Source organism: Pseudomonas fluorescens (assembly GCF_000968015.1).
In the GTDB taxonomy this organism is placed as follows: Bacteria; Pseudomonadota; Gammaproteobacteria; order Pseudomonadales; family Pseudomonadaceae; genus Aquipseudomonas; species Aquipseudomonas fluorescens_W.
Map to the genome: position 1 here is coordinate 36229 of NZ_LACH01000058.1, position 19789 is coordinate 56017.

General features: G+C 59.5%; 18 protein-coding genes and 2 pseudogenes. 12 read left to right on the forward strand and 8 right to left on the reverse strand.

Features of this window, described 5'->3' with window-relative positions; translation table 11 throughout:
- Positions 1-49 precede the first annotated feature (49 nt).
- Positions 50-724, reverse strand: coding sequence for a GTP-binding protein (locus tag VD17_RS24525; RefSeq protein ID WP_046056076.1), 675 nt, complete (start codon positions 722-724; stop codon positions 50-52).
- Positions 725-1082: 358 nt separating this feature from the next.
- On the opposite strand from VD17_RS24525, the gene VD17_RS24530 reads away from it, so the two are divergent.
- The 3 genes from VD17_RS24530 to hemB all read left to right on the forward strand — a co-directional run bounded on the left by VD17_RS24530 (position 1083) and on the right by hemB (position 3867).
- Positions 1083-1796, forward strand: coding sequence for a glutathione binding-like protein (locus VD17_RS24530; RefSeq protein WP_046056077.1), 714 nt, complete (start codon positions 1083-1085; stop codon positions 1794-1796).
- 18 nt (positions 1797-1814) lie between these two features.
- Positions 1815-2657 (forward strand): PhzF family phenazine biosynthesis protein, encoded by an 843-nt coding sequence (locus VD17_RS24535; RefSeq protein ID WP_046056078.1) that lies wholly within the window; start codon positions 1815-1817, stop codon positions 2655-2657.
- Between the two features lie 235 nt (positions 2658-2892).
- A complete protein-coding gene (gene hemB, locus VD17_RS24540; RefSeq protein ID WP_046056079.1) occupies positions 2893-3867 on the forward strand; it encodes a porphobilinogen synthase in 975 nt (324 codons plus the stop codon).
- A 137-nt stretch (positions 3868-4004) separates the two neighbouring features.
- Here hemB and VD17_RS24545 read toward each other — a convergent pair whose 3' ends face one another.
- Positions 4005-5540: an FAD-dependent oxidoreductase gene (locus tag VD17_RS24545; RefSeq protein WP_046056080.1), complete on the reverse strand. Its 1536-nt coding sequence runs from the start codon at positions 5538-5540 to the stop codon at positions 4005-4007.
- Positions 5541-5723: 183 nt separating this feature from the next.
- Between VD17_RS24545 and VD17_RS24550 the strand changes: the two genes are divergently transcribed.
- On the forward strand, positions 5724-6818 hold the full coding sequence (locus VD17_RS24550) for a DUF1615 domain-containing protein (RefSeq protein ID WP_046056081.1): 1095 nt from the start codon (positions 5724-5726) through the stop codon (positions 6816-6818).
- Between the two features lie 80 nt (positions 6819-6898).
- Here the strand turns inward: VD17_RS24550 and VD17_RS24555 are convergent, their stop codons facing one another.
- Both VD17_RS24555 and VD17_RS24560 read right to left on the reverse strand, forming a co-directional pair.
- The gene (locus VD17_RS24555; protein ID WP_046056082.1) at positions 6899-7378 is read right to left on the reverse strand and encodes a hypothetical protein; all 480 of its coding nucleotides are present in this window, start codon (positions 7376-7378) and stop codon (positions 6899-6901) included.
- A gap of 153 nt (positions 7379-7531) precedes the next feature.
- Positions 7532-8326, reverse strand: a complete 795-nt coding sequence (locus VD17_RS24560) for a DUF4349 domain-containing protein (RefSeq protein ID WP_046056083.1) — start codon at positions 8324-8326, stop codon at positions 7532-7534.
- A 161-nt stretch (positions 8327-8487) separates the two neighbouring features.
- On the opposite strand from VD17_RS24560, the gene VD17_RS24565 reads away from it, so the two are divergent.
- Positions 8488-9111 (forward strand): glutathione S-transferase, encoded by a 624-nt coding sequence (locus tag VD17_RS24565; RefSeq protein WP_046056084.1) that lies wholly within the window; start codon positions 8488-8490, stop codon positions 9109-9111.
- A 1-nt stretch (position 9112) separates the two neighbouring features.
- Here VD17_RS24565 and VD17_RS24570 read toward each other — a convergent pair whose 3' ends face one another.
- Positions 9113-9553 carry a CBS domain-containing protein gene (locus VD17_RS24570; protein WP_046056085.1) on the reverse strand — a complete coding sequence of 147 codons (441 nt, stop codon included), beginning with the start codon at positions 9551-9553 and terminating at the stop codon, positions 9113-9115.
- A gap of 352 nt (positions 9554-9905) precedes the next feature.
- Here VD17_RS24570 and VD17_RS24575 point away from each other — a divergent pair, with 352 nt between their 5' ends.
- The gene (locus VD17_RS24575; RefSeq protein WP_185753210.1) at positions 9906-12266 is read left to right on the forward strand and encodes a DNA polymerase II; all 2361 of its coding nucleotides are present in this window, start codon (positions 9906-9908) and stop codon (positions 12264-12266) included.
- On the opposite strand, the gene VD17_RS24580 is transcribed toward VD17_RS24575, so the two are convergent.
- Together VD17_RS24580 and VD17_RS24585 are read right to left on the reverse strand one after the other, a co-directional pair.
- Positions 12231-12701 carry a DUF1810 domain-containing protein gene (locus VD17_RS24580; protein WP_046056087.1) on the reverse strand — a complete coding sequence of 157 codons (471 nt, stop codon included), beginning with the start codon at positions 12699-12701 and terminating at the stop codon, positions 12231-12233. The genes VD17_RS24575 and VD17_RS24580 overlap by 36 nt on opposite strands.
- 29 nt (positions 12702-12730) lie before the next feature.
- Complete coding sequence (locus VD17_RS24585; protein ID WP_046056088.1) at positions 12731-13552, reverse strand: aldo/keto reductase; 822 nt, start codon at positions 13550-13552, stop codon at positions 12731-12733.
- Between the two features lie 325 nt (positions 13553-13877).
- Between VD17_RS24585 and VD17_RS24590 the strand changes: the two genes are divergently transcribed.
- The 5 genes and pseudogenes from VD17_RS24590 to VD17_RS33185 all read left to right on the forward strand — a co-directional run.
- Positions 13878-14627, forward strand: coding sequence for a hypothetical protein (locus VD17_RS24590; protein ID WP_046056089.1), 750 nt, complete (start codon positions 13878-13880; stop codon positions 14625-14627).
- A 225-nt stretch (positions 14628-14852) separates the two neighbouring features.
- Complete coding sequence (locus VD17_RS24595; protein ID WP_046047606.1) at positions 14853-15638, forward strand: sulfite exporter TauE/SafE family protein; 786 nt, start codon at positions 14853-14855, stop codon at positions 15636-15638.
- A 182-nt stretch (positions 15639-15820) separates the two neighbouring features.
- Positions 15821-16420 carry a biliverdin-producing heme oxygenase gene (locus tag VD17_RS24600; RefSeq protein ID WP_046056090.1) on the forward strand — a complete coding sequence of 200 codons (600 nt, stop codon included), beginning with the start codon at positions 15821-15823 and terminating at the stop codon, positions 16418-16420.
- Positions 16417-17898: pseudogene (locus VD17_RS24605) on the forward strand (GAF domain-containing protein); the annotation flags it as partial. The gene VD17_RS24600 and the pseudogene VD17_RS24605, both read left to right, overlap by 4 nt.
- A 75-nt stretch (positions 17899-17973) precedes the next feature.
- Positions 17974-18627, forward strand: a pseudogene (locus VD17_RS33185) (sensor histidine kinase); the annotation flags it as partial.
- Positions 18628-18647: 20 nt separating this feature from the next.
- Here the strand turns inward: VD17_RS33185 and VD17_RS24610 are convergent.
- Entirely contained in the window at positions 18648-19016 is a 369-nt protein-coding gene (locus tag VD17_RS24610) for a VOC family protein (protein WP_046056091.1), read from the reverse strand.
- Between the two features lie 179 nt (positions 19017-19195).
- On the opposite strand from VD17_RS24610, the gene VD17_RS24615 reads away from it, so the two are divergent.
- A complete protein-coding gene (locus tag VD17_RS24615; RefSeq protein WP_046056092.1) occupies positions 19196-19759 on the forward strand; it encodes a DUF4174 domain-containing protein in 564 nt (187 codons plus the stop codon).
- Positions 19760-19789 lie beyond the last annotated feature (30 nt).

The following is a 19789-nucleotide window of genomic DNA, read 5'->3' on the forward strand; positions in this document are numbered from 1 at the left end:
CGCGATGGGGCCCTTGCAGCCGCTATAAAACTCAAAGCACCGCCAACACTTACGTCGGACAGGTCTCCCGCCCATTATCCAGACCTTGTTTGTAGACGTGGCTCTGCACACTGGCCTTGCCGTTGTGCCAGGTCAGGGTGAGCACGTACATCGAGTCGTAGTCGCTGGATTCCCAGTCGTCGGCGATGTTCTGTTTCTTGCCGACGGCTTCTCCAGCGACCTTGTTGATCAGTTCCGGCAGATAGCCGTGGGACCAGGCCGTGTAGATGACCGAGTTGTGATACTTGTCGTGGAGCAATTCATCGGCCAGGTCGCTGGTGTCGTTGGCCGAAAAGTTGATGTTCACCGGCAAACCAAGCTTGATCGCGCTGGGGCTGATGGTCATCAAGGGACGGATGTAACTGTAGGAATTGTCTTGTTCGCCTTCCTCGACATTGCGCGTCGGGTTGGCGGCAAACACGTAATTGGCCTTGCCGAATTTTTCCGGCAGCAAGGTGGCCAGGTCGATGGCACGGTTCAGGCCCTGGCAGTTGAGCTGGCCGAGGCCGCCCTCCGGTTTTTCCGCGTGGCGCAGGAACACCAGCGTCTGGGTGCCGTCCGCCGGTTGGGCACGGCTTTCGCGGGATTCCAGCACCAGAAACAACACGCTGGCTGCCAGCAAGACGGGCAGCAGTAAATAAGCGCGATGTTTGAAGCGGTTGGCGAATTTCAGAGGGTTCATCATTGAATTAAGGGTTCTTCAGCGCATTTCGTTAAGGTTGACAAACCTTTACACCGCGAATTTCCTGCGTCGGGTGTTTTCCATGTCGTTAAGCCGGTCCGTTTTCAAAGAAGGCAGTGCTCAGAGTCCCCTGGAGCTCGTTTGGTTCGATCCCGGCGAAGAGCGCAGCCAATGTACCGGTAACCTTTAACGGGTTGGAGCAGAGGTTATCGACAGGATGTTGCGGATTTATGGACACAGTACACGTAGTAGTGCTGACGAAGGCTGCAATCTCTTGATCTTCAACATCAGTGAGATTGATACCGACAAAAGATCCCCTGCATTAAGATCGGCATTCTCAATTTCTTCGTGGATCCTTCCCATGACCGATCTGTCCGCGTTCCCGATTACCCAAAAATGGCCGGCTCAATACCCCGAGTGGATCCAACTCTACTCCTTGCCGACCCCCAACGGCGTCAAGGTGTCGATCATGCTCGAAGAGATCGGACTGCCCTACGAACCGCATCGTGTGGGCTTCGACACCCATGATCAGATGTCCCCCGAATTTCTTTCGCTGAACCCCAACAACAAGATCCCGGCAATCCTCGACCCTCACGGTCCGGGGGACCAACCCCTGGCGCTGTTCGAGTCAGGGGCGATTCTGATCTACCTGGCCGACAAGAGTGGGCAACTGCTGGCCCAGGAATCGGCGGCGCGATACGAGACCATTCAGTGGCTGATGTTTCAGATGGGCGGCATCGGGCCGATGTTCGGCCAGCTCGGTTTTTTCAACAAATTTGCCGGCAAGGACTATGAGGACAAACGTCCCCGCGACCGCTACGTCGATGAAAGTAAACGTTTGTTAAAAGTTCTTGATGGACGTCTGGAAGGACGCGACTGGATCATGGGCGAGCGCTACACCATCGCGGACATCGCGACCTTCCCCTGGGTGCGCAACCTGATCGGCTTCTATGAGGCTGGCGAGCTGGTGGGCATTGAGGACTTCAAGAACGTGACGCGGGTGCTGGAGCGCTTTCTGGCGCGGCCGGCGGTGATGCGAGGGCTGGAAATTCCCAAGCCAAACGCTTCGATTTGATCAAGACCAAGGCAGGCCATGCACTCATTCGATTTCAAGCAAGTAGATGTCTTTAGCCGTGTTGCGCTCAAGGGCAATCCGTTGGCGGTGGTGTTCGGCGCCGATGAGCTCAGCGATGAGCGCATGGCGGCGTTCGCCAGCTGGACCAACCTCAGCGAAACCACATTCATACTCGAGCCGCGCGATCCTCGCGCCGATTATCGCGTGCGGATCTTCACCACCCTGAACGAATTGCCGTTCGCCGGTCACCCGACTCTGGGCACCTGCCATGCGTGGCTGGAGGCCGGTGGTGTGCCCAAGGGCGAAGAGATCATTCAGGAGTGCGGCGTGGGGCTTGTGCGGGTTCGTCGACAAGGGGCAGAGCTGGCCTTTCTCGCACCGCCATTGCTCAGGACCGGGCCGGTGGAGGCGGACGTGGTGGAACGGGTGCGGCGGGGGCTCGGGCTGGAATCGGGGGCGATTGTGCGCACTCAGTGGGTCGACAACGGTGCCGGATGGCTGGCCGTGATGGTCGAGAATCGCCAGCAGGTGCTGGACCTGCAACCGGATCATTCGCAAATGCTCGGCCTGGCCGTCGGTGTCATCGCACCATGGCATCCCGAGCGCGATGGCGATGACGCACAGTTCGAAGTGCGGGCGTTCATCTCCGAGGACGGCATGCCGGAAGACCCCGCCACCGGCAGCCTGAATGCCGGAATTGCCCAATGGTTGCTCAGCGATGGATTGGCGCCGGCGTCCTATGTGGTCAGCCAGGGCCTGTCCATGGGCCGCGCCGGACGCATTCAGGTCGAGCAAGTGGGCGACGAGATCTGGATCGGCGGTTCTGTGGTGACATGTATTACCGGCACACTGAAGATCTAAACCTGTGGGAGCGAGCTTGCTCGCGATGACTCAGGCACATACAACATAAATGTGAATGAAATATCGCTATCGCTAGCAAGCTCGTTCCCACAGGGTTCTGTATTAAATGCGTGCGATTGTTGTTGCTGCGGTAATGCAGTCTTGAGCGATCGAGGTTTGTATCCTGCGCCGCACAGGGAATAAGCTTTGGCCCCCTACGACTTTTGTCTCGTCCTCCGTTTTTCAGGAACCCCTCATGTCCAGTCAGTTCCCCGAAGCACGTCCACGCCGTCTGCGCCGCAATGCGAGCCTGCGCAGCCTGTTCCAGGAAACCGAGTTCAGCTTGAACGACCTGGTGCTGCCGATTTTTGTCGAGGAAGAGATCGACGACTTCGTACCGATCAAAAGCATGCCCGGCGTGATGCGTATTCCGGAGTCGAAACTGGCGGGTGAGATCGAACGTTATGCCCGGGCCGGGATCAAGTCGGTGATGACGTTCGGCGTGTCGCACCATTTGGACGGCAACGGCAGCGATACCTGGAGCGACAACGGTCTGGTGTCGCGCATGTCGCGCATCGCCAAGGATGCGGTGCCGGACATGATTGTGATGTCCGACACCTGCTTCTGTGAGTACACCGACCACGGCCATTGCGGCGTACTGCACAACCATGAAGTCGACAACGACCAGACCCTGATCAACCTCGGCAAGCAAGCGGTGGCCGCGGCCCGTGCCGGCGCCGATGTGATCGCCCCGTCGGCCGCGATGGACGGGCAGGTTCAGGCCATTCGCCGGGCGCTCGATGAAGCGGGTTTCAACCAGACCGCGATCATGGCCTATTCGACCAAGTTTGCCTCGGCGCTCTATGGTCCGTTCCGTGAAGCCGGCGGCAGCGCGCTCAAGGGCGACCGCAAAAGTTATCAGATGAACCCGATGAACCGCCGCGAAGCCGTGCGCGAATCACTGATGGACGAGCAGGAAGGCGCCGACGCGCTGATGGTCAAACCGGCCGGCGCGTACCTGGACATCATCCGCGACATCCGTGAAGCCTCGCGTTTGCCGCTGTCGGCGTATCAGGTGAGCGGTGAGTACGCGATGATCAAATTCGCCGCCCAGGCCGGGGCGATCGATGAGGATCGCGTGGTGCGGGAAACCCTCGGGTCGATCAAACGGGCCGGGGCGGATCTGATTTTCACTTACTTCGCGATGGATCTCGCCCTGGCCGGGATCTAAACCCCACCACAAAACCACTGTGGGAGCGAGCTTGGTCCGGGCGGCGTTCCGACGATAGCGCCGTTCAGTCACTTCGATTTTGAATGTACCGCCGTCATCGCGAGCAAGCTCGCTCCCACTTTTGATTTTTGGTGTCTTCAAGATCTGCCGAAAAACGGCCTGATCCCGTGATCCCTGAAGTACCGCTCGATCACCTTGGGATCGGCAGAATTGTCGGCAATCGCCACATACGTATCCGGCCGCAACAGGTAAAATCCGTTGCGTCCCAGACCAGCCGCTTCAAACGCCGGCCGCCAGTCAAACACATGCAGCGGCAAATGGTGTTCGTGGCACCAGGCGATCATTTCGTCGCTGGTGTCGCCGTACACATGCACCTGCCAGGTCGGACATTTCAGCGATTCGAAATTGTCCCCCTCACCGTCGTGAGCCCAAGGCAGGCGGTCGCCACCGTGAACATGACCGGCAACGCCCATGCTCAACGGCATCCCACGATAATTCAGGGTGATCTGCGACACCGTGCGAAACAGGAATTCGCGGGACGCCTCAAACGATGCCATTTTCGGAATCACGAACGGCGCCAGACGCGTGCGCAGCAAATCGGCCATGCGCCCTTCGGCTGTGACAAAAGTGAACACCCGATCGGTGGTGGCGACCAGTCTGCGGGCAAACGCGATGCGCTCGGTTTCGTAAGTGTCGAGGAGTTTGGCCTCCGCGCCGCCGCTCAACACCGCCGCGAGTTTCCAGGCGAGGTTGATGGCATCGCCAATGCCGGTGTTCATGCCCTGGCCACCGGCGGGGCTGTGGACGTGTGCGGCGTCACCTAATAGAAACGCGCGCCCGGTGTGAAAATGATCCGCCACCCGATGATGCACGCGGTAGGTCGAGAACCAGTTCAGTTGCTCGATCTTTACTTTCATATGCTCGATGGCCCGGCTGCTGACGTCTTCAAATTGCAGGGTGTCGGCTTGCTCGGCGCGCTCGTCGCGTACGGTGCCGATCAGACGGGCGCGGCCTTCACCGGCCAAGGGAAATACCGCGAGAAAATCCGCTTCATCGAGATCCACATGCAGTTCGCCGTTGAACGTCGGCCCGCTGGCCTGCACGTCGGCGACGTAGAAAATTTGCTGGTAAGTGCCGCCGGGAAATCCGGTGTCCAGAGTCTTGCGCACGATTGACCGTGCACCGTCACAACCTGCCAGATAGCAAGCCTGGCAGGTTTCCTCCTGACCATCAGGCAAGCGCAAATAGGCGGTGATGCCGTCACCGTTTTCGATGAAGCTCTCAAGTTCAGTGTTGCGCTCCACCTTGATACCAAAGGCTTCGAGGCGGTCTATCAGCAGTCGTTCGTGTTCGTCCTGAGGAAAAATTTCGAGGAACGCATAGGGCGTCAGGCCCTCGCCGATGCGGCTCAGCGGCAAGCGCGCCACGGGTTCGCCCTTGACCCAGAAGTTCGCTGCGGCCACACGATGACCGTTTTGCACCACCGCATTGCTGAGGTCGAGCTGGCGATACAGCTCCAGCGTCCGCGCCTGGACGGCCAGCGCCCGCGACGTGGTTCCGGGTGTCGACGTCTTGTCGATGATGCGCACTTGCACGCCAAGTTTGCTCAGCCACAGCGCCAACACCAGCCCGGTCGGGCCGGCGCCGATGATCAGAACGTCGCTACGGTTCATGAGACTGTCCTCCTCGGTGTGTGGCTCAAGTATGGTTCAGCCGGGACGGGCGGGCAGGTTGTCTGCCAAACGGAAAAAGGCCCCGCACTGCTATGGGGAACAGCAGGGGGCGGCGAGAGTCATAGCCTGCGCCATGCCATTGATCGTATGGTTAACCCGGCTCAACGGATTTGATGGAGCAACATGCAAGCCAATCGATTGATGATGAGCGTCGCCGCGCTGCTGGTGCTGGCCGGTTGCGGCACTCAGCGCACGCAAGAGCTCCCTGCGCGCAAGCCTGCCGAGGTCAAGGCCGAGATAGTGCGCCTGCTGCCGGCCAAAACCGCCGATCGCCAAGGCTGGGCTACCGATATTTACGCAGCATTTGCTGCCCAGAACATTTATCCATCCACCCAAAACCTGTGCTCGGTACTGGCGGTCACCGAGCAGGAGTCGACCTTTCAGGTGGACCCACCGGTACCGGGCCTGGGCAAAATCGCCCGCGAGGAGATCGATCGCCGAGCCGACAAAGCCCACATTCCAGGCCTGTTGGTGAGCGGTGCGCTGCAGGTGAGTTCATCCAACGGCAAAAGCTACAGCGACCGCCTCAATGCGGCGCGCAGCGAAAAAGAACTTAGCGCGATCTTCGATGATTTCATCGGTATGGTGCCCATGGGCAAGACGCTGTTCGGTGGCTTCAACCCGGTGCACACCGGTGGGCCGATGCAGGTCAGCATCGATTTCGCCGAGCAACAGGCGAAGGCGTATCCGTACCCGGTGAACGGTTCGATCCGTCATGAAGTGTTCAGTCGTCGCGGCGGCCTGTACTTTGGTATCGCCCACTTGCTCGGTTATCCGGTGAGCTACAAACAACCGTTGTATCGCTTTGCCGATTTCAATGCCGGTTGGTACGCCAGTCGCAATGCCGCGTTTCAGAACGCGGTGAGTCGCGCGTCGGGCATACCGCTGGAGCTGGATGGTGACCTGGTTCGCTACGACTCGATCATGCCAGGCACCACGGAATTGGCGGTGCGTTCTCTCGGCAAGCAGCTGGGCATGCGCAATCCGACCATTCGGGACCAATTGGAGGAGGGCAAAAACTTTGAATTCGAGGACACCCAGCTCTATGCACGGGTTTTCGACTTGGCCGAAAAGGCGGAAGGTCGGCCATTACCGCGTGCGGTGTTGCCGGGGATTGAGCTGCAAAGCCCGAAAATCACCCGCAAACTCACCACGGCGTGGTTTGCCAAGCGGGTCGATGAGCGTTATCAGCGTTGCATGGCACGGGCCGGCAAGTGACCGACCGCAAAAAACAGGCGTAAAAAAACCCGGCTGATAAGGCCGGGTTTTTCATTGAGTACCGCGGTAAAACCATTCATTTATACAGCGCGGCTTTCGATCAGACGATCCGAACCACCTTCGGCAACGCGGCTTTCGATCAGACGATCCGAACCACCTTCGGCAACGCGGTTTTCGATCAGGCGATCGGAACCACCTTCGGCAACGCGGCTTTCGATCAGACGATCCGAACCACCTTCAGCGACGCGGTTTTCGATCAGACGATCCGAACCACCTTCGGCAACGCGGTTTTCGATCAAACGATCCGAACCACCTTCAGCGACGCGGTTTTCGATCAGGCGATCGGAACCACCTTCGGCAACGCGGTTTTCGATCAAACGATCCGAACCACCTTCAGCCACGCGGTTTTCGATCAAACGATCCGAACCACCTTCAGCCACACGACTTTCAATCAGGCGATCCGAGCCGCCTTCGGCGACAACCGGGTGAACAGAGGTAGCGGCGAAAGCGTTAACTGCAAAAACCGAGAAAACGATGCTGAGGATAGTTTGGCGTTTCATGATGGTGTGCTCCGGGGTGTAGTTGTTGGGTATGGAGCCGATCTTACGCCGCGGATTTTTTATGAGAACTTCATTACCGTGATGGTGAACATCGACGGCAATGATAGGAAGGACGACGCCCCCCACGCGAGCATGATGTTTCAGTTCAACGACTCACGTGCGCCGGCGAACAAACTTGCGCCACAACCAGACCCACAGCATGAACAGCGGGAAGGCCAGAATCAGGAAGGGCAGGGCATAGCTGACTTTTTCCAGCGCATCGGCCGCGCCATCGGCCAGGTTGTCCAGCAAATTGCTGAACGCTTGGCTCAGGTGCGACGAGCGACTGCTGGCGCCGGTCGGCAGGAACGACAGCGTGACCCGATTGGTGTCCAGACGGCGCTGGTGTCCGGCGGCGATCTGGGCCAGGGCTTGCAGGTCGTTTTCGATCCCTGCCTGCTCTTTGCTTAGGGTAATCAGATCTGTGACGCTGATGTCTTCGCGGGTCGCCAACTCATCCAGACGTTGCTGCTGAGCCTTGAGCCGTTCTTGACGCCGACGCGTGTCGTCCACGGCATCGGCCAGGTCTTCGGCACTGGTGATCCGTTGACCCAGTTCCCCACCCTCGGCCGCCATCGTGACCAGCGGTTCGACACCAGCGGGGGCAATGCGCAACGTGATCTCGGCGCGGCCGGCGCCTTGCTCGATACGCAGAACGTTACAGGCCCCGAAGCGTGCGGTTTCGCAGGCCTCACGTGTGGCCTGCAAGCGCGGCCCGATTTGCGCCTGGGGCAGCAACAGTTGCAGTTCGTGCTCATAGGCGAGCATGGCGCCACCGCGCCCTTGTTCACCGGCTAAACTGGCCGATGACGAGTGTTCGCTCGGCGAGCAGCCACTCAAGGCCAGGCCTGCCAGAAGTAACCCATAGAGACGAAGAAGCGGGGCGAGACCGCCATCCTGTTGGCGCATGTTCTTTCCTTGAAGTGTGCAGTAGGGCTTGAACCGCGACGGGTAGTCATGAGTGCGGCCCGGGAGGCGTATCTTACCTGTATCGCCCGGCCCAATCGCAGGGAATGTGCCTGGTGCCCACTCGTCTACTGACTCAGTTCGTTTCGCCAGGAGCGCGCGATATGTACCAGCTATATGGACACCAGAACTCCGGCGCTGCCGCGATAGAAGCGGCACTGGAGCTTTGCGAAATCCCTTACCGCTTCATCGACGTTGAAACCTCTCCCGAGGCGACCCACGCGCTGGAAAAACTCAATCCGCTCAAGCAGATCCCGACACTGCAATTGCCCGATGGCAGCGTTCTCACCGAGAGCGCGGCGATTCTGATTCACCTGGGGCTCACGTTCCCCAAATCAAACCTGTTGCCGAAAAACACCGCCGCGCGGGATCAGGCCATTCGAGGCCTTGTGTACATCGTCACCAATTGTTATTCGACCATTGGCATCATCGACTACCCCGAGCGTTGGTTGGCCGAGGCGGATGAGTCGTCCAGGCAAAACCTCATGATCGGCGCCCGCGCGCGACTGCACAGGAATTGGGAAGTGTTTGCCGATCAGTTTTCGGGCGATTTGTACCTGGGCGACGAGACGCCGGGGGCGCTGGATGTGCTGGCGGCTGTGGTTTCCAGATGGGCGGGCAGTCGGGAACATTTACGCAGTGCAAGGCCTGGGTTTTTCGCGTGGCTTACGCGCATCGATCGGCACCCGACATTGGCACCGGTCTTCGCGCGGCATTGGCCGGATTGATCTATTCGCCGCGGATGTACTGCTCCAACTGGCGAATCAACTCAGCCTGTTCGGCGATGGCTTCCTTGACCAGGTCGCCGATCGACAGCAAACCGATTAACTGGCCGTTTTCCACCACCGGCAAATGGCGCAGGCGTTTGTCGGACATGATGCCCATGCAGGTTTCGACGGTTTGATGGGTGTCCACGGTGATCACCGGCGACACCATGATGTCTTCGACCGGCGTACCGACGGAGGAACGGCCCTTGAGCACGAGTTTGCGCGCATAGTCACGCTCGCTGATGATGCCGACGACCTCGCCATTCTTTACGACCGGCAAGGCACCGACGTTTTTCGCGGCCATGACCATCAGCGCTTCCAGCACCATTTGATGCGGTGCAATGGTGTGGACCTCATGATTCTGTTCAGCCTTTAACTTCAGCAGTTGGGCGACGGTTTTCATGGCAGTTTCTCAGGTGTTGTCGTTGTCCTTGAAGAATCGTAGACGCGGGCGCGGAGGGCAAGGGAGAAAGCGGCAGATAACACGCAAAAAACGCCATTCAGCGGTTTTTCTTCCGAAAACCTGGAGTATTCCATAGCTATTCACTCATCCATGGACTCCATCAAACCCTGTGGGAGCGAGCTTGCTCGCGATAGCGGTGTAACAGGCAATAGAGATGTCGAATGCTATGGCCTCATCGCGAGCAAGCTCGCTCCCACAGGTTCCAGGTCTGTCCGAGACGTTGGAGCCAGACGGGCTATCGCCTTCAATGGCGCGTAGAATTGCGACCTGAATCAAATGTGAGGTTGCAGTGGTGGATTTACAGCGGGGCTTCGTCCTGACCCGGCATTGGCGCGATACCCCGGCCGGTACGGAAGTCGAGTTCTGGCTGGCGACCGACACCGGTCCCCAGCGGATCCGCCTGCCTCATCAACCGTCGGTGGCGTTCATCCCCGCCGCCCAGCGCGAGCAGGCCGAAGCGCTGCTGCGCGGCGAAAAGAACGTCGAGCTGCGGCCATTGGCATTGCTGGATTTCGAGCACCGCCCGGTACTCGGTCTGTATTGCCAGCAGCACGGCCAGTTGATACGTCTGGAAACCGCGCTGCGAAAGGCCGGTGTCGACATGTTCGAAGCCGATGTGCGCCCGCCGGAGCGCTACATGATGGAGCGTTTCATCACCGCGCCGGTCCGGTTCAGTGGCACGCCGAACGCCGAAGGCCTGCTGTTCGATGCGCAAATGAAACCTGATCCCGACTATCGCCCGAGCCTCAGGCTGGTCTCTCTGGACATCGAAACCACCGCTCAGGGCGAGTTGTATTCCATTGCGCTGGAAGGCTGCGGCGAGCGCCAGGTCTACATGCTCGGCCCGCCCAATGGCGACGACAGCGAAGTGGATTTTCAGCTCGAATACTGCGATTCCCGGACCCTGCTGCTGAAAAGACTCAACGAATGGTTCGCTCGCCATGACCCTGACGCGATCATCGGCTGGAACGTCGTGCAATTCGATCTGCGCGTGCTCCACGAACACGCCCGGCGTCTGGCGGTGCCGCTGAAACTGGGGCGTGGCGGCGAGGAAATGCAATGGCGCGAACACGGTAGCCGCAACCATTACTTCGCCTCGGCTGCTGGCCGGCTGATCATCGACGGCATCGAATCCCTGCGCTCGGCGACCTGGAGTTTCCCCTCGTTCAGCCTGGAAAACGTCGCGCAAACCCTGCTTGGCGAGGGCAAGTCGATCGACAATCCGTACCAGCGCATGGACGAAATCAACCGCATGTTCGCCGAGGATAAACCGGCCCTGGCCAAGTACAACCTCAAGGACTGCGAGCTGGTGACGCGGATTTTCGCCAAGACCGAGCTGCTGACCTTCCTGCTGGAACGGGCCAGCGTCACCGGATTGCCGGCGGACCGCAGTGGCGGCTCGGTGGCGGCGTTCACGCACCTTTACATGCCGCTGATGCACCGCCAGGGTTTCGTTGCACCAAACCTTGGGAACAAGCCTGCGCAGGCCAGCCCCGGCGGTTTTGTCATGGACTCGCAACCGGGCCTGTACGAGTCGGTGCTGGTGCTCGACTACAAAAGCCTCTATCCATCGATCATCCGTACCTTTCTCATCGACCCGGTGGGCTTGATCGAGGGGCTTAAACACCCCGATGACAGCGAGTCGGTGCCAGGCTTTCGCGGCGCGCGTTTTTCCAGAACCCGGCATTGCCTGCCCGCCATCGTCGCGCGGGTCGCCGAAGGTCGCGAAACCGCCAAGCGCGAACACAACGCGCCGTTGTCCCAGGCCCTGAAGATCATCATGAACGCCTTTTACGGCGTGCTCGGTTCCAGCGGTTGCCGCTTCTTCGACACACGCCTGGCGTCGTCCATCACGCTGCGCGGTCACGAGATCATGTTGCGTACGCGACAGCTGATCGAAGCCCAGGGCCACACGGTGATTTACGGCGACACTGACTCGACCTTCGTCTGGCTGCGCCGTGCCCATGGTCAACAAGAAGCCGCACAGATCGGCCGCGCGCTGGTGGATCACGTCAACCAGTGGTGGCGCGAGCATGTGCAGCAGCAATACGGTCTGGAAAGTGCGTTGGAGTTGCAGTTCGAAACCCACTACAAGCGCTTTCTGATGCCGACCATTCGCGGTGCCGAGGAGGGCAGCAAGAAGCGCTATGCAGGGCTTGTCACCCGCGCCGATGGCACCGACGAAATGGTCTACAAAGGCCTGGAAACCGTGCGCACCGACTGGTCGCCGCTGGCCCGGCAGTTCCAGCAGGAGCTGTACCTGCGCATTTTCAATCGCAAACCCTATCAGGATTACGTGCGCGACTACGTGCGCAAGACGTTGGCGGGGGAGTTCGACGATCGCCTGATCTACCGCAAGCGCCTGCGCCGCACCCTCGATGACTATCAGCGCAATGTGCCGCCGCATGTGCGGGCCGCGCGGATTGCCGATGAGTACAACGACCAACAGGGCCGTCCGCGGCAATACCAGAACGGTGGCTGGATCAGTTATGTGATCACCGTCGCCGGGCCCGAGCCGCTGGAAATCCGTAGCGCGCCCATCGACTACGACCACTACGTCTCCCGCCAACTGCAACCGGTGGCGGACGCCATTCTGCCCTTCGTGGACGACGACTTTTCAACCTTGGTGGGTGGGCAGTTGGGCCTGTTTTGAGTCCAGCAGCAACAATGTCCAGTCATCCAGGATGCCGTGGAAATACTGGTCAAGTGCTCGATGAAAGTCGCTGTTGGCGCCGGCAACCTGGGCGAACAGCGTCATGGAAGAATGAAACTTGAGATTGTCGGGGTGACCGAAGATGGCCGCAATCGAGCTGTTTTCGATGTTCAGCACCAATTGCGTGCAGGTGCGCAACCGTGAACCCAGCAGCGGATGATTGAGGTACGCCTCGGCTTCCTCTTTGGAACGAATGGCAAAGTGGCGGGACATCTCGCTGCCGCCCAATCCCGAGAATTGCGGAAAGATGAACCACATCCAGTGACTGCGCTTGTGACCGGCGTTCAGCTCGGCCTGGACCCGTTTGAACACCGGGTCCTGCGCCTGGATAAAGCGTTGCAGATTAAAGGAATCGTCCTGATCAGTGCTTCTCATGCCGAAGCCCTCTGACAGACAGCGATGGCTCAGACCATGGCCAACCGCTGTTTGCGTTGTGGTGCGCGAAACGCCTGGTCCAGCGCCTCCAGATCCCCAGTCTCCAATTGCAATTGCGCCGCTTGCGCGTTGAGTTGTACGTGCTCGGGTCGGACCGCTTTGGGGATGGCGATCACGCCTTCCTTACGCAGCATCCATGCCAGTGCTACCTGGGCCGGCGTCACACGGTGACGGGCGGCTATTTGTTTGAGGGTTGTATGGTTCAGCATAGGCCCACCCTGACCGATCGGACAGTAGGCCATGACCGGCATTTGATGCTGGCGGCTCCAGGGCAACAGATCAAACTCGATGCCGCGCTCTTCCAGGTTGTAGAGCACCTGATTGGTGGCACAGGCCGGTGAGGCCAGTTCCTTCAGGTCGTCGACATCAAAATTGGAGACGCCCCAGCGACCGATCTTGCCTTCTTCGCGCAGGCGTTCGAAGGCTTCGACCGTTTCTTCGAGGGGATACTGGCCGCGCCAGTGCAGCAGGTAGAGATCGATGTAATCGGTATCCAGCCGCCGCAGACTGCGTTCGCACGCCAGGGGGATGCCTTTGCGGCTGGCGTTGTGCGGGTAAACCTTGCTGACGAGAAATACTTCGTCACGCCTGCCGGCGATGGCTTCACCGACCACGTCCTCAGCGCCGCCCTCGCCGTACATTTCTGCGGTGTCGATGAGGGTCATGCCGAGTTCGATGCCCTGGCGCAAAGCCGCCACTTCCTGGGTGTGCCGGGAACGATCTTCGCCCATGCGCCAAGTGCCTTGGCCGATGACCGGTACGTTGACGCCGGCCAGTTCGAGGGTCCGCATTCAAACCTCCTTTCTGAATTTCGATCGATACTTCAATGGGCAGCAGAATAGCCCGGTGGTTCCGTCGACAGCTGCTACATGATCGTGTGATGTCGGATGTTTAGTTGGCAGAAAGCTTCATCACAGTGTTTTGGGCATAGGTCCTGCCCGGGTCCATGCCCGTGGACGGAAAATTCGGCAAATTTCACCGGTGGGTGATCGGCTTTGATGTGCTTGCCAACGCTTACGGACCGTCGGCACTGCACTTTTTAAGTATTCACGGCTCTATCCTTGGCCAGCCTGCGGCGAATCCCCACCGCCGGCCCATGCCCAAGTTCAAGAACCCATGGCTCGAGTTTTACCCCGCACCACCCCGTCAATCCGCCGCCATTGCCTGCTGTTGGCCTGCTTGTCGATGCTCGCAACCTCCGGGTGCAGTCAGCAGCAGGGCAGCGACATCGTCAGCCAGTTCCGCGAAGGCAAACCCCAGGAATTCCTCCAGACCAGCGTCGACCGCATGGCGACCCTGACGATGCGTGACAACCTCGACAGCCTCTACCTGCTGATGAGCAAGCTCTACCTGCGCAACCCGGACGAGTTGAAAAAATCCGGCTTCCTTGACGCCCGCACCGCTGGCAAACAAGTGCGCATGGCCATCGAACTGCAACAACCGCTGCCGACCCTGGGGGGCAAAAAAGACCTGGCAGCACTGAGTTATGCCATGAGCCCGGAGTTTCTCGGCGACCGCGTCGGTGCCTTCATCTATGCCATCGGCAGTATGCTCGTCACCGCCCACGGCAATCGGCTCGAGTTCTACATGACGGATGCGATCAACCCGACGTTCGTCAGCAACGCCGCCCGCAACATCGAGAAAGCCACCTGGATACTCAGCCAGCGGCAAAGCAAGAACGGCGAGCCGCTGCTGTTCTCCAACGAAATTTCGGAGGAGGGCAGCAACCTGAGTTTTGCGGTGGAGTTCGGCAAGATCGTCGCGCGGCTCGACCTCCTGACGCAGATGCTGGACGAACGCTACCGTCGGATCGGTTTGAATTACGCGCAGAGTTTGCTGTTCCTCAACTTCCTGCCAGTACAGTGAACACAACCTTGTGGGAGCGAGCCTGCTCGCGAAGAGGCATGACCGGCACCTTTGCAGTGACTGACAAACCGCCTTCGCGAGCAGGCTCGCTCCCACAAGGAAACGTGTGCACAGGAAATCCTGCATACTTCAGGCATAACGATAGTTCGCATCGATATAACTGGTTATAAGAAAAATCGCTATGCTGCGGACCAGATTTTTCATGCGTTTTTTGTGGGCGTGTTAATGGAATTCGGTAATTTCGGTTTAGTCGTGGCAGGTCTGGTGGTCGGCTTTATTGTCGGGATGACCGGAGTGGGTGGCGGTTCTTTGATGACCCCCATTCTGTTGTGGTTCGGCGTCAATCCGGCCACCGCAGTGGGGACGGATTTGCTGTACGCGGCGATTACCAAGTCCAGTGGCGTGCTGGTTCATCGAAAGAACAAGAACATCGACTGGGCCATTACCGGTTGGCTGACTCTCGGCAGTGTGCCGGCGGTGGCGCTGACGCTGTGGTTCCTGAGCACCTTGCAAACGTCGCCCGAGGCGATGAACGCGGTCATCAAACAGGCCTTGGGTTTTGTGCTGTTTGCCACGGCGCTGGCGATTTTCTTCAAGAAGCGCCTGCTCGATTTCGCCCACAAACGCGCGGGCGGTCATTACAACCCCAGCGGCAACCGCTTGAATGCACTGACCGTGATCACTGGTCTGGTACTCGGCACCATGGTTGCCCTGACTTCCATCGGCGCTGGCGCCCTAGGCACCGTCGCGTTGTTCATTCTCTACCCGCTGTTGCCGACCCGCCGCCTGGTGGGCACGGAAATCGCGCACGCCGTACCGCTGACCCTGGTTGCCGGCCTTGGCCATGCGAGCATGGGCAACATGGATTGGCACGTGCTGGGTTATCTGCTTATTGGTTCGCTGCCGGGGATTTACCTGGGCAGCCACCTGACTGGCCGTATCTCCGATGAAGTGCTGCGGCCTTGCCTGGCCACGATGCTGGTGCTGATCGGCTACAAACTGGCGTTCTGATTCCGCCCGTTCCAGAAACAAACCACCTCCTGCACCGCATAGGTGCTACGGTGGAAAGCCAGCCTTCATTCACCTTGAATGACCTGTCGGCATTTTCCCGTGATCGACAGGAGGTGGCACGTGTCCACGCCAATCGCCGAGTATCAAAGCCACGAAGCCGGGTATTGCTTCGACACACTGTCGTGACCGCCCCGTCCAAAAGCCTGCCGCTGATCCTCAGTGAGCTGCGCACCGCCACGACCCGGCAGCATCGGGTGCTGGAAAAGCGCATTCCGTTTTTCACCGTCGATTTATTGCTCTACACCCGCCTGATCGAGGCCTACTACGGTTTTTATCGGCCGCTGGAAAACCTGCTGTTCCCGGTGGCGACGAACATTCCCGGTCTGGACTGGCTGATGCGTAGCAAAACCCCGTCGCTTGAAGCCGATCTGTATGCCCTGGGTCTGGACGCTGCGGCCATCGATGCCATCCCCCTTTGCCCGTTTTCCCTTCAGCCCCGCTCGATTGCCGATGTGCTGGGCGTGTTGTACGTCTTGGAAGGCGCGACGCTGGGCGGGCAATCGCTGCGCAATGGCCTGTACTCGCGCCTCGGCGTCGATGAACACACGGGTGGCCGGTTTTTTTCGGTGTACGGCCCGTCGACCTTGCTGATGTGGCGCGGTTTCCTGGCGTGCCTGTATGAGGTGTGTGATCCCGTTGAACGAGCGGAGTCGGTGGTTGCGGCCCAGGCAACCTTCGAATCATTCGAAAACTGGCTCGAGCGCTGCGAGGTATTGGTATGAGCCGCCTCACCGATGAGCAACTCGACGCCGCGCTCGCCGAATGCGCCAGCGAAGCGATCCGGATTCCGGGGTCGATCCAGCCCCATGGCGTTCTGCTGACCCTGAGTGACCCTGAGTTGATCATCCAGCAGATCAGCCGCAATTGTGCTGCGTTGCTCGGTCAGACGGCGGCGGCTTTATTGCAGCAACCTTTGGCACTGCTGTCGGGTGCTACGGCGACAGAGCAGGTTCGTCAGACGCTGTTGTTGAATGACCTGGAGGATGCCAATCCGTTGTTGCTGGAGATTGGGGCGCAGCGGTTCAACGGATCGCTCAACCGGCGTGACGGTGTGATTATTCTTGAGCTGGAGCCGTTGCGCGACGCCACACCGGACAACACCGCCATCCTGCTTCGGGCCCTGCGACGGATGCAGGCAGCCAGCACGCTGGAGGACTTGTACACCGTCAGTGTCGATGAAATCCGCCGCCTGACCGGCTTCGACCGAGTGATGATTTATCGTTTCCAGCCGGGGGGGCATGGGCAAGTCATCAGCGAGGCGCTGGGCGGTGTTCTGCCCGGTTACCTCGGGCAATGTTTCCCCGCCTCGGACATTCCTGCGCAGGCGCGTGAACTGTATCGCCTGAACTGGATCCGGGTGATCCCGGATGCGCGTTATGTGCCGGTGCCGATTCTTCCGGTGTTGCGCCCTGACACCGGGCAGCCTTTGGATCTGGGGTTTTCGGTCCTGCGCAGCGTGTCGCCAGTGCACTGCCAGTACCTGGAAAACATGGGTGTGCGAGCCTCCATGAGCCTGTCGCTGCTGGAGAACGATCAACTTTGGGGGCTGATCACGTGTGCCCACCCTGAACCGTTGCTGGTCAGTCACTCGGTGCGCACGATGTGCGCCGCGATCGCTCAATTGCTCAGCGTGCAGATCACGGCCCTGCAAACCCGGGACGAACAGCGTCAGCGTGAACAGAAATCCCGGCTGATCACTGAACTGACCGCCGCGATGCGCCTGGCTGACAGCGATGTGCTGGAGGGGCTGCTCAACCACCCGGAGCAATTGCAGGACCTGACCGAGGCCAGTGGCGTCGCCGTATTGATCGAAGATCGCTTGCAGCTGTTCGGTGAGTGCCCGACGGTAGAGCAGGTACGCGCCCTTTACCTGTGGGTGCGCGAGCAATGCCTGGCAAGCGGCGAGCCGCTGCTGACCGACCATCTGCAAGGCTTGCACGGTGCCAGTGCGCTCTACAGCGACGTGGCCAGCGGCCTGCTGGCTTTCGTACTGCCCAAGCCTGTGGACAACGGCGTCTTGTGGTTCCGCCCGCAACTGCGCTCCAGCATGAAGTGGAGCGGCAATCCTGATGAGCATTTCAGTGCCGGGACCGACAACCGTCTGCAACCGCGTACCTCCTTTGCGCTGTGGGAACAGCAAGTGGAGGGCAGGGCGCGTGAATGGAGTACGGCGGATGCTTATGCGGTCAGGGAACTGCGCCGCAGTGCCATCGAAAACGACCTCGCCCGTCAGGTGCTCCGCGAGCATCAAGCGGTCCGCGAGCGTGATGAGTTGGTGGCAGTGGTGTCCCATGACCTGCGAAATCCCATGACCATCATCATCATGCAATGCGGAATGATGCAGCGTCTGGTCGCCAAGGACGAAGGCAAGCATACCGTGCGGATGAGCGCGGCCCTGGGCACCATGGAAGAAGCCACCGCAAGGATGAACACCCTGATTGTCGATTTGCTGGACAAGTCGAAACTCGATGCAGGCAAGTACCCACTCGCGTGCAGGCCGCTGGATGTGGTCGATTTGCTTCAGGAAGCCTGTTCGTTGCTGGTGACCCTCACGTCCCACAAAAACATCGAGCTCAACTGCAGCAGTTCTGAAAGGTTGAGCATCGACGCTGATCCCCAGCGGTTGTTCCAGGTGCTGTCGAACCTGTTGGGCAACGCGATTAAATTTACCCCCTCGGGCGGACGTATCGACCTCAGCGCCCGCCAGGAAAACGGCAAAGTGCTGATCTCGGTACGCGACAATGGCGGCGGTATCCACGCCGTGCATTTGCCGCACATCTTCGAGCGCTACTGGTCGGTTCGTGATGGAAATCCCAACGGCAGTGGCCTGGGTTTGTACATCTGCCGCAGCATCGTGCAGGCCCATGGCGGAGAGCTTTGGGCCGAGAGCGAACCGGGGGTTGGCAGCGTCTTCACCTTTTCCATTCCGGCGTTGATGGCGGGCGAGGCTTAGGCCCGGGTCAGAATTTCCAGCAGATGCCCGTCCGGGTCATCGAAGTAAACTCGCCGGCCACCGCCGTAATCGTTGATCTCGTTCGGTCGTTGTTTGCCAGGGTCGGCCCACCAGGGTTGCTTTCGGGCTTGCAGGCGGGCGAAGGCCGCATCGAAATCGTCGTCACCGATCAAAAACGCGTAGTGCTGGGAGGCAATCGGCGGGTCATTGTCGTAAAAGTCCAGCGACACACCGTTGTCGAACTTGACGATCAGCATCGGGCCGAAGGGTTCGGGGCTGGGCAGACCGAGGATGTCTGCCAGATAGTTGGCTGATGTCTGCTTGTCGCGACACCAGACGATGGTGTGGTTCAACTGAGCGCTCATGCACAGGTCCTCACGGCGGATCAGGGCGTCGTTATTGAGCTATGAGATTAGCTCAGCCTGTTGCGCAATGACCGCCCTGACCTAAGCTTGGGGCAAGGCGAGACATAATTGCGTGCGTCACCCGGAACGAACGCCGCGATGCGCAATCATTAGAGCGTGGATATCAAAAGGAGATGCGCATGCTCATCAGGTCATTGATCCTGACTACCCTGCTGGCTTTCGCCGGCCCCTTGTTTGCCGCCGATGATGGCTCACCTCTGGATATTGACAAGGGCAGGGCCCGGCCACTGATTGTGATTGCTCCCAGCACGGTTGACCCAGTCTGGGTGGGCCTGAAAAAGTCGCTGGACGATCCAGCCAACAAGGAGGGTGTCGCCCAACGCAATATCAGGGTGTACACCGTGCTGAACATGTTCGGTCAACTCGACGGCAAGGATCTCGGCCAACAGGACACCATGGCACTGATCCGCTCGCTGAAACTCGGCGCGGGGGCGTTACCCAAAGTCATCCTGGTGGGCAAGGACGGCGAGAAGAAGTTCGAGAGTTCGGGGGATGAATCAAAATCGGTCAATTTGAAGAAAATCTTCGATGCCATCGACGCCTTGCCAGCGACTGAGAAAGAAGCCGCAGCGCCGACGGTCGCGATGCCCGTTGTAGCGGAACCTGCCGCCAAGGGTGCCAAAGGTGCAAAACCGGGCAAACCGGCGAAGCCTGCCAAACCCCCTGAAATGCCAGATGATTAAACGCAGACTTTTGTAGCAGCTGGCGCAGCC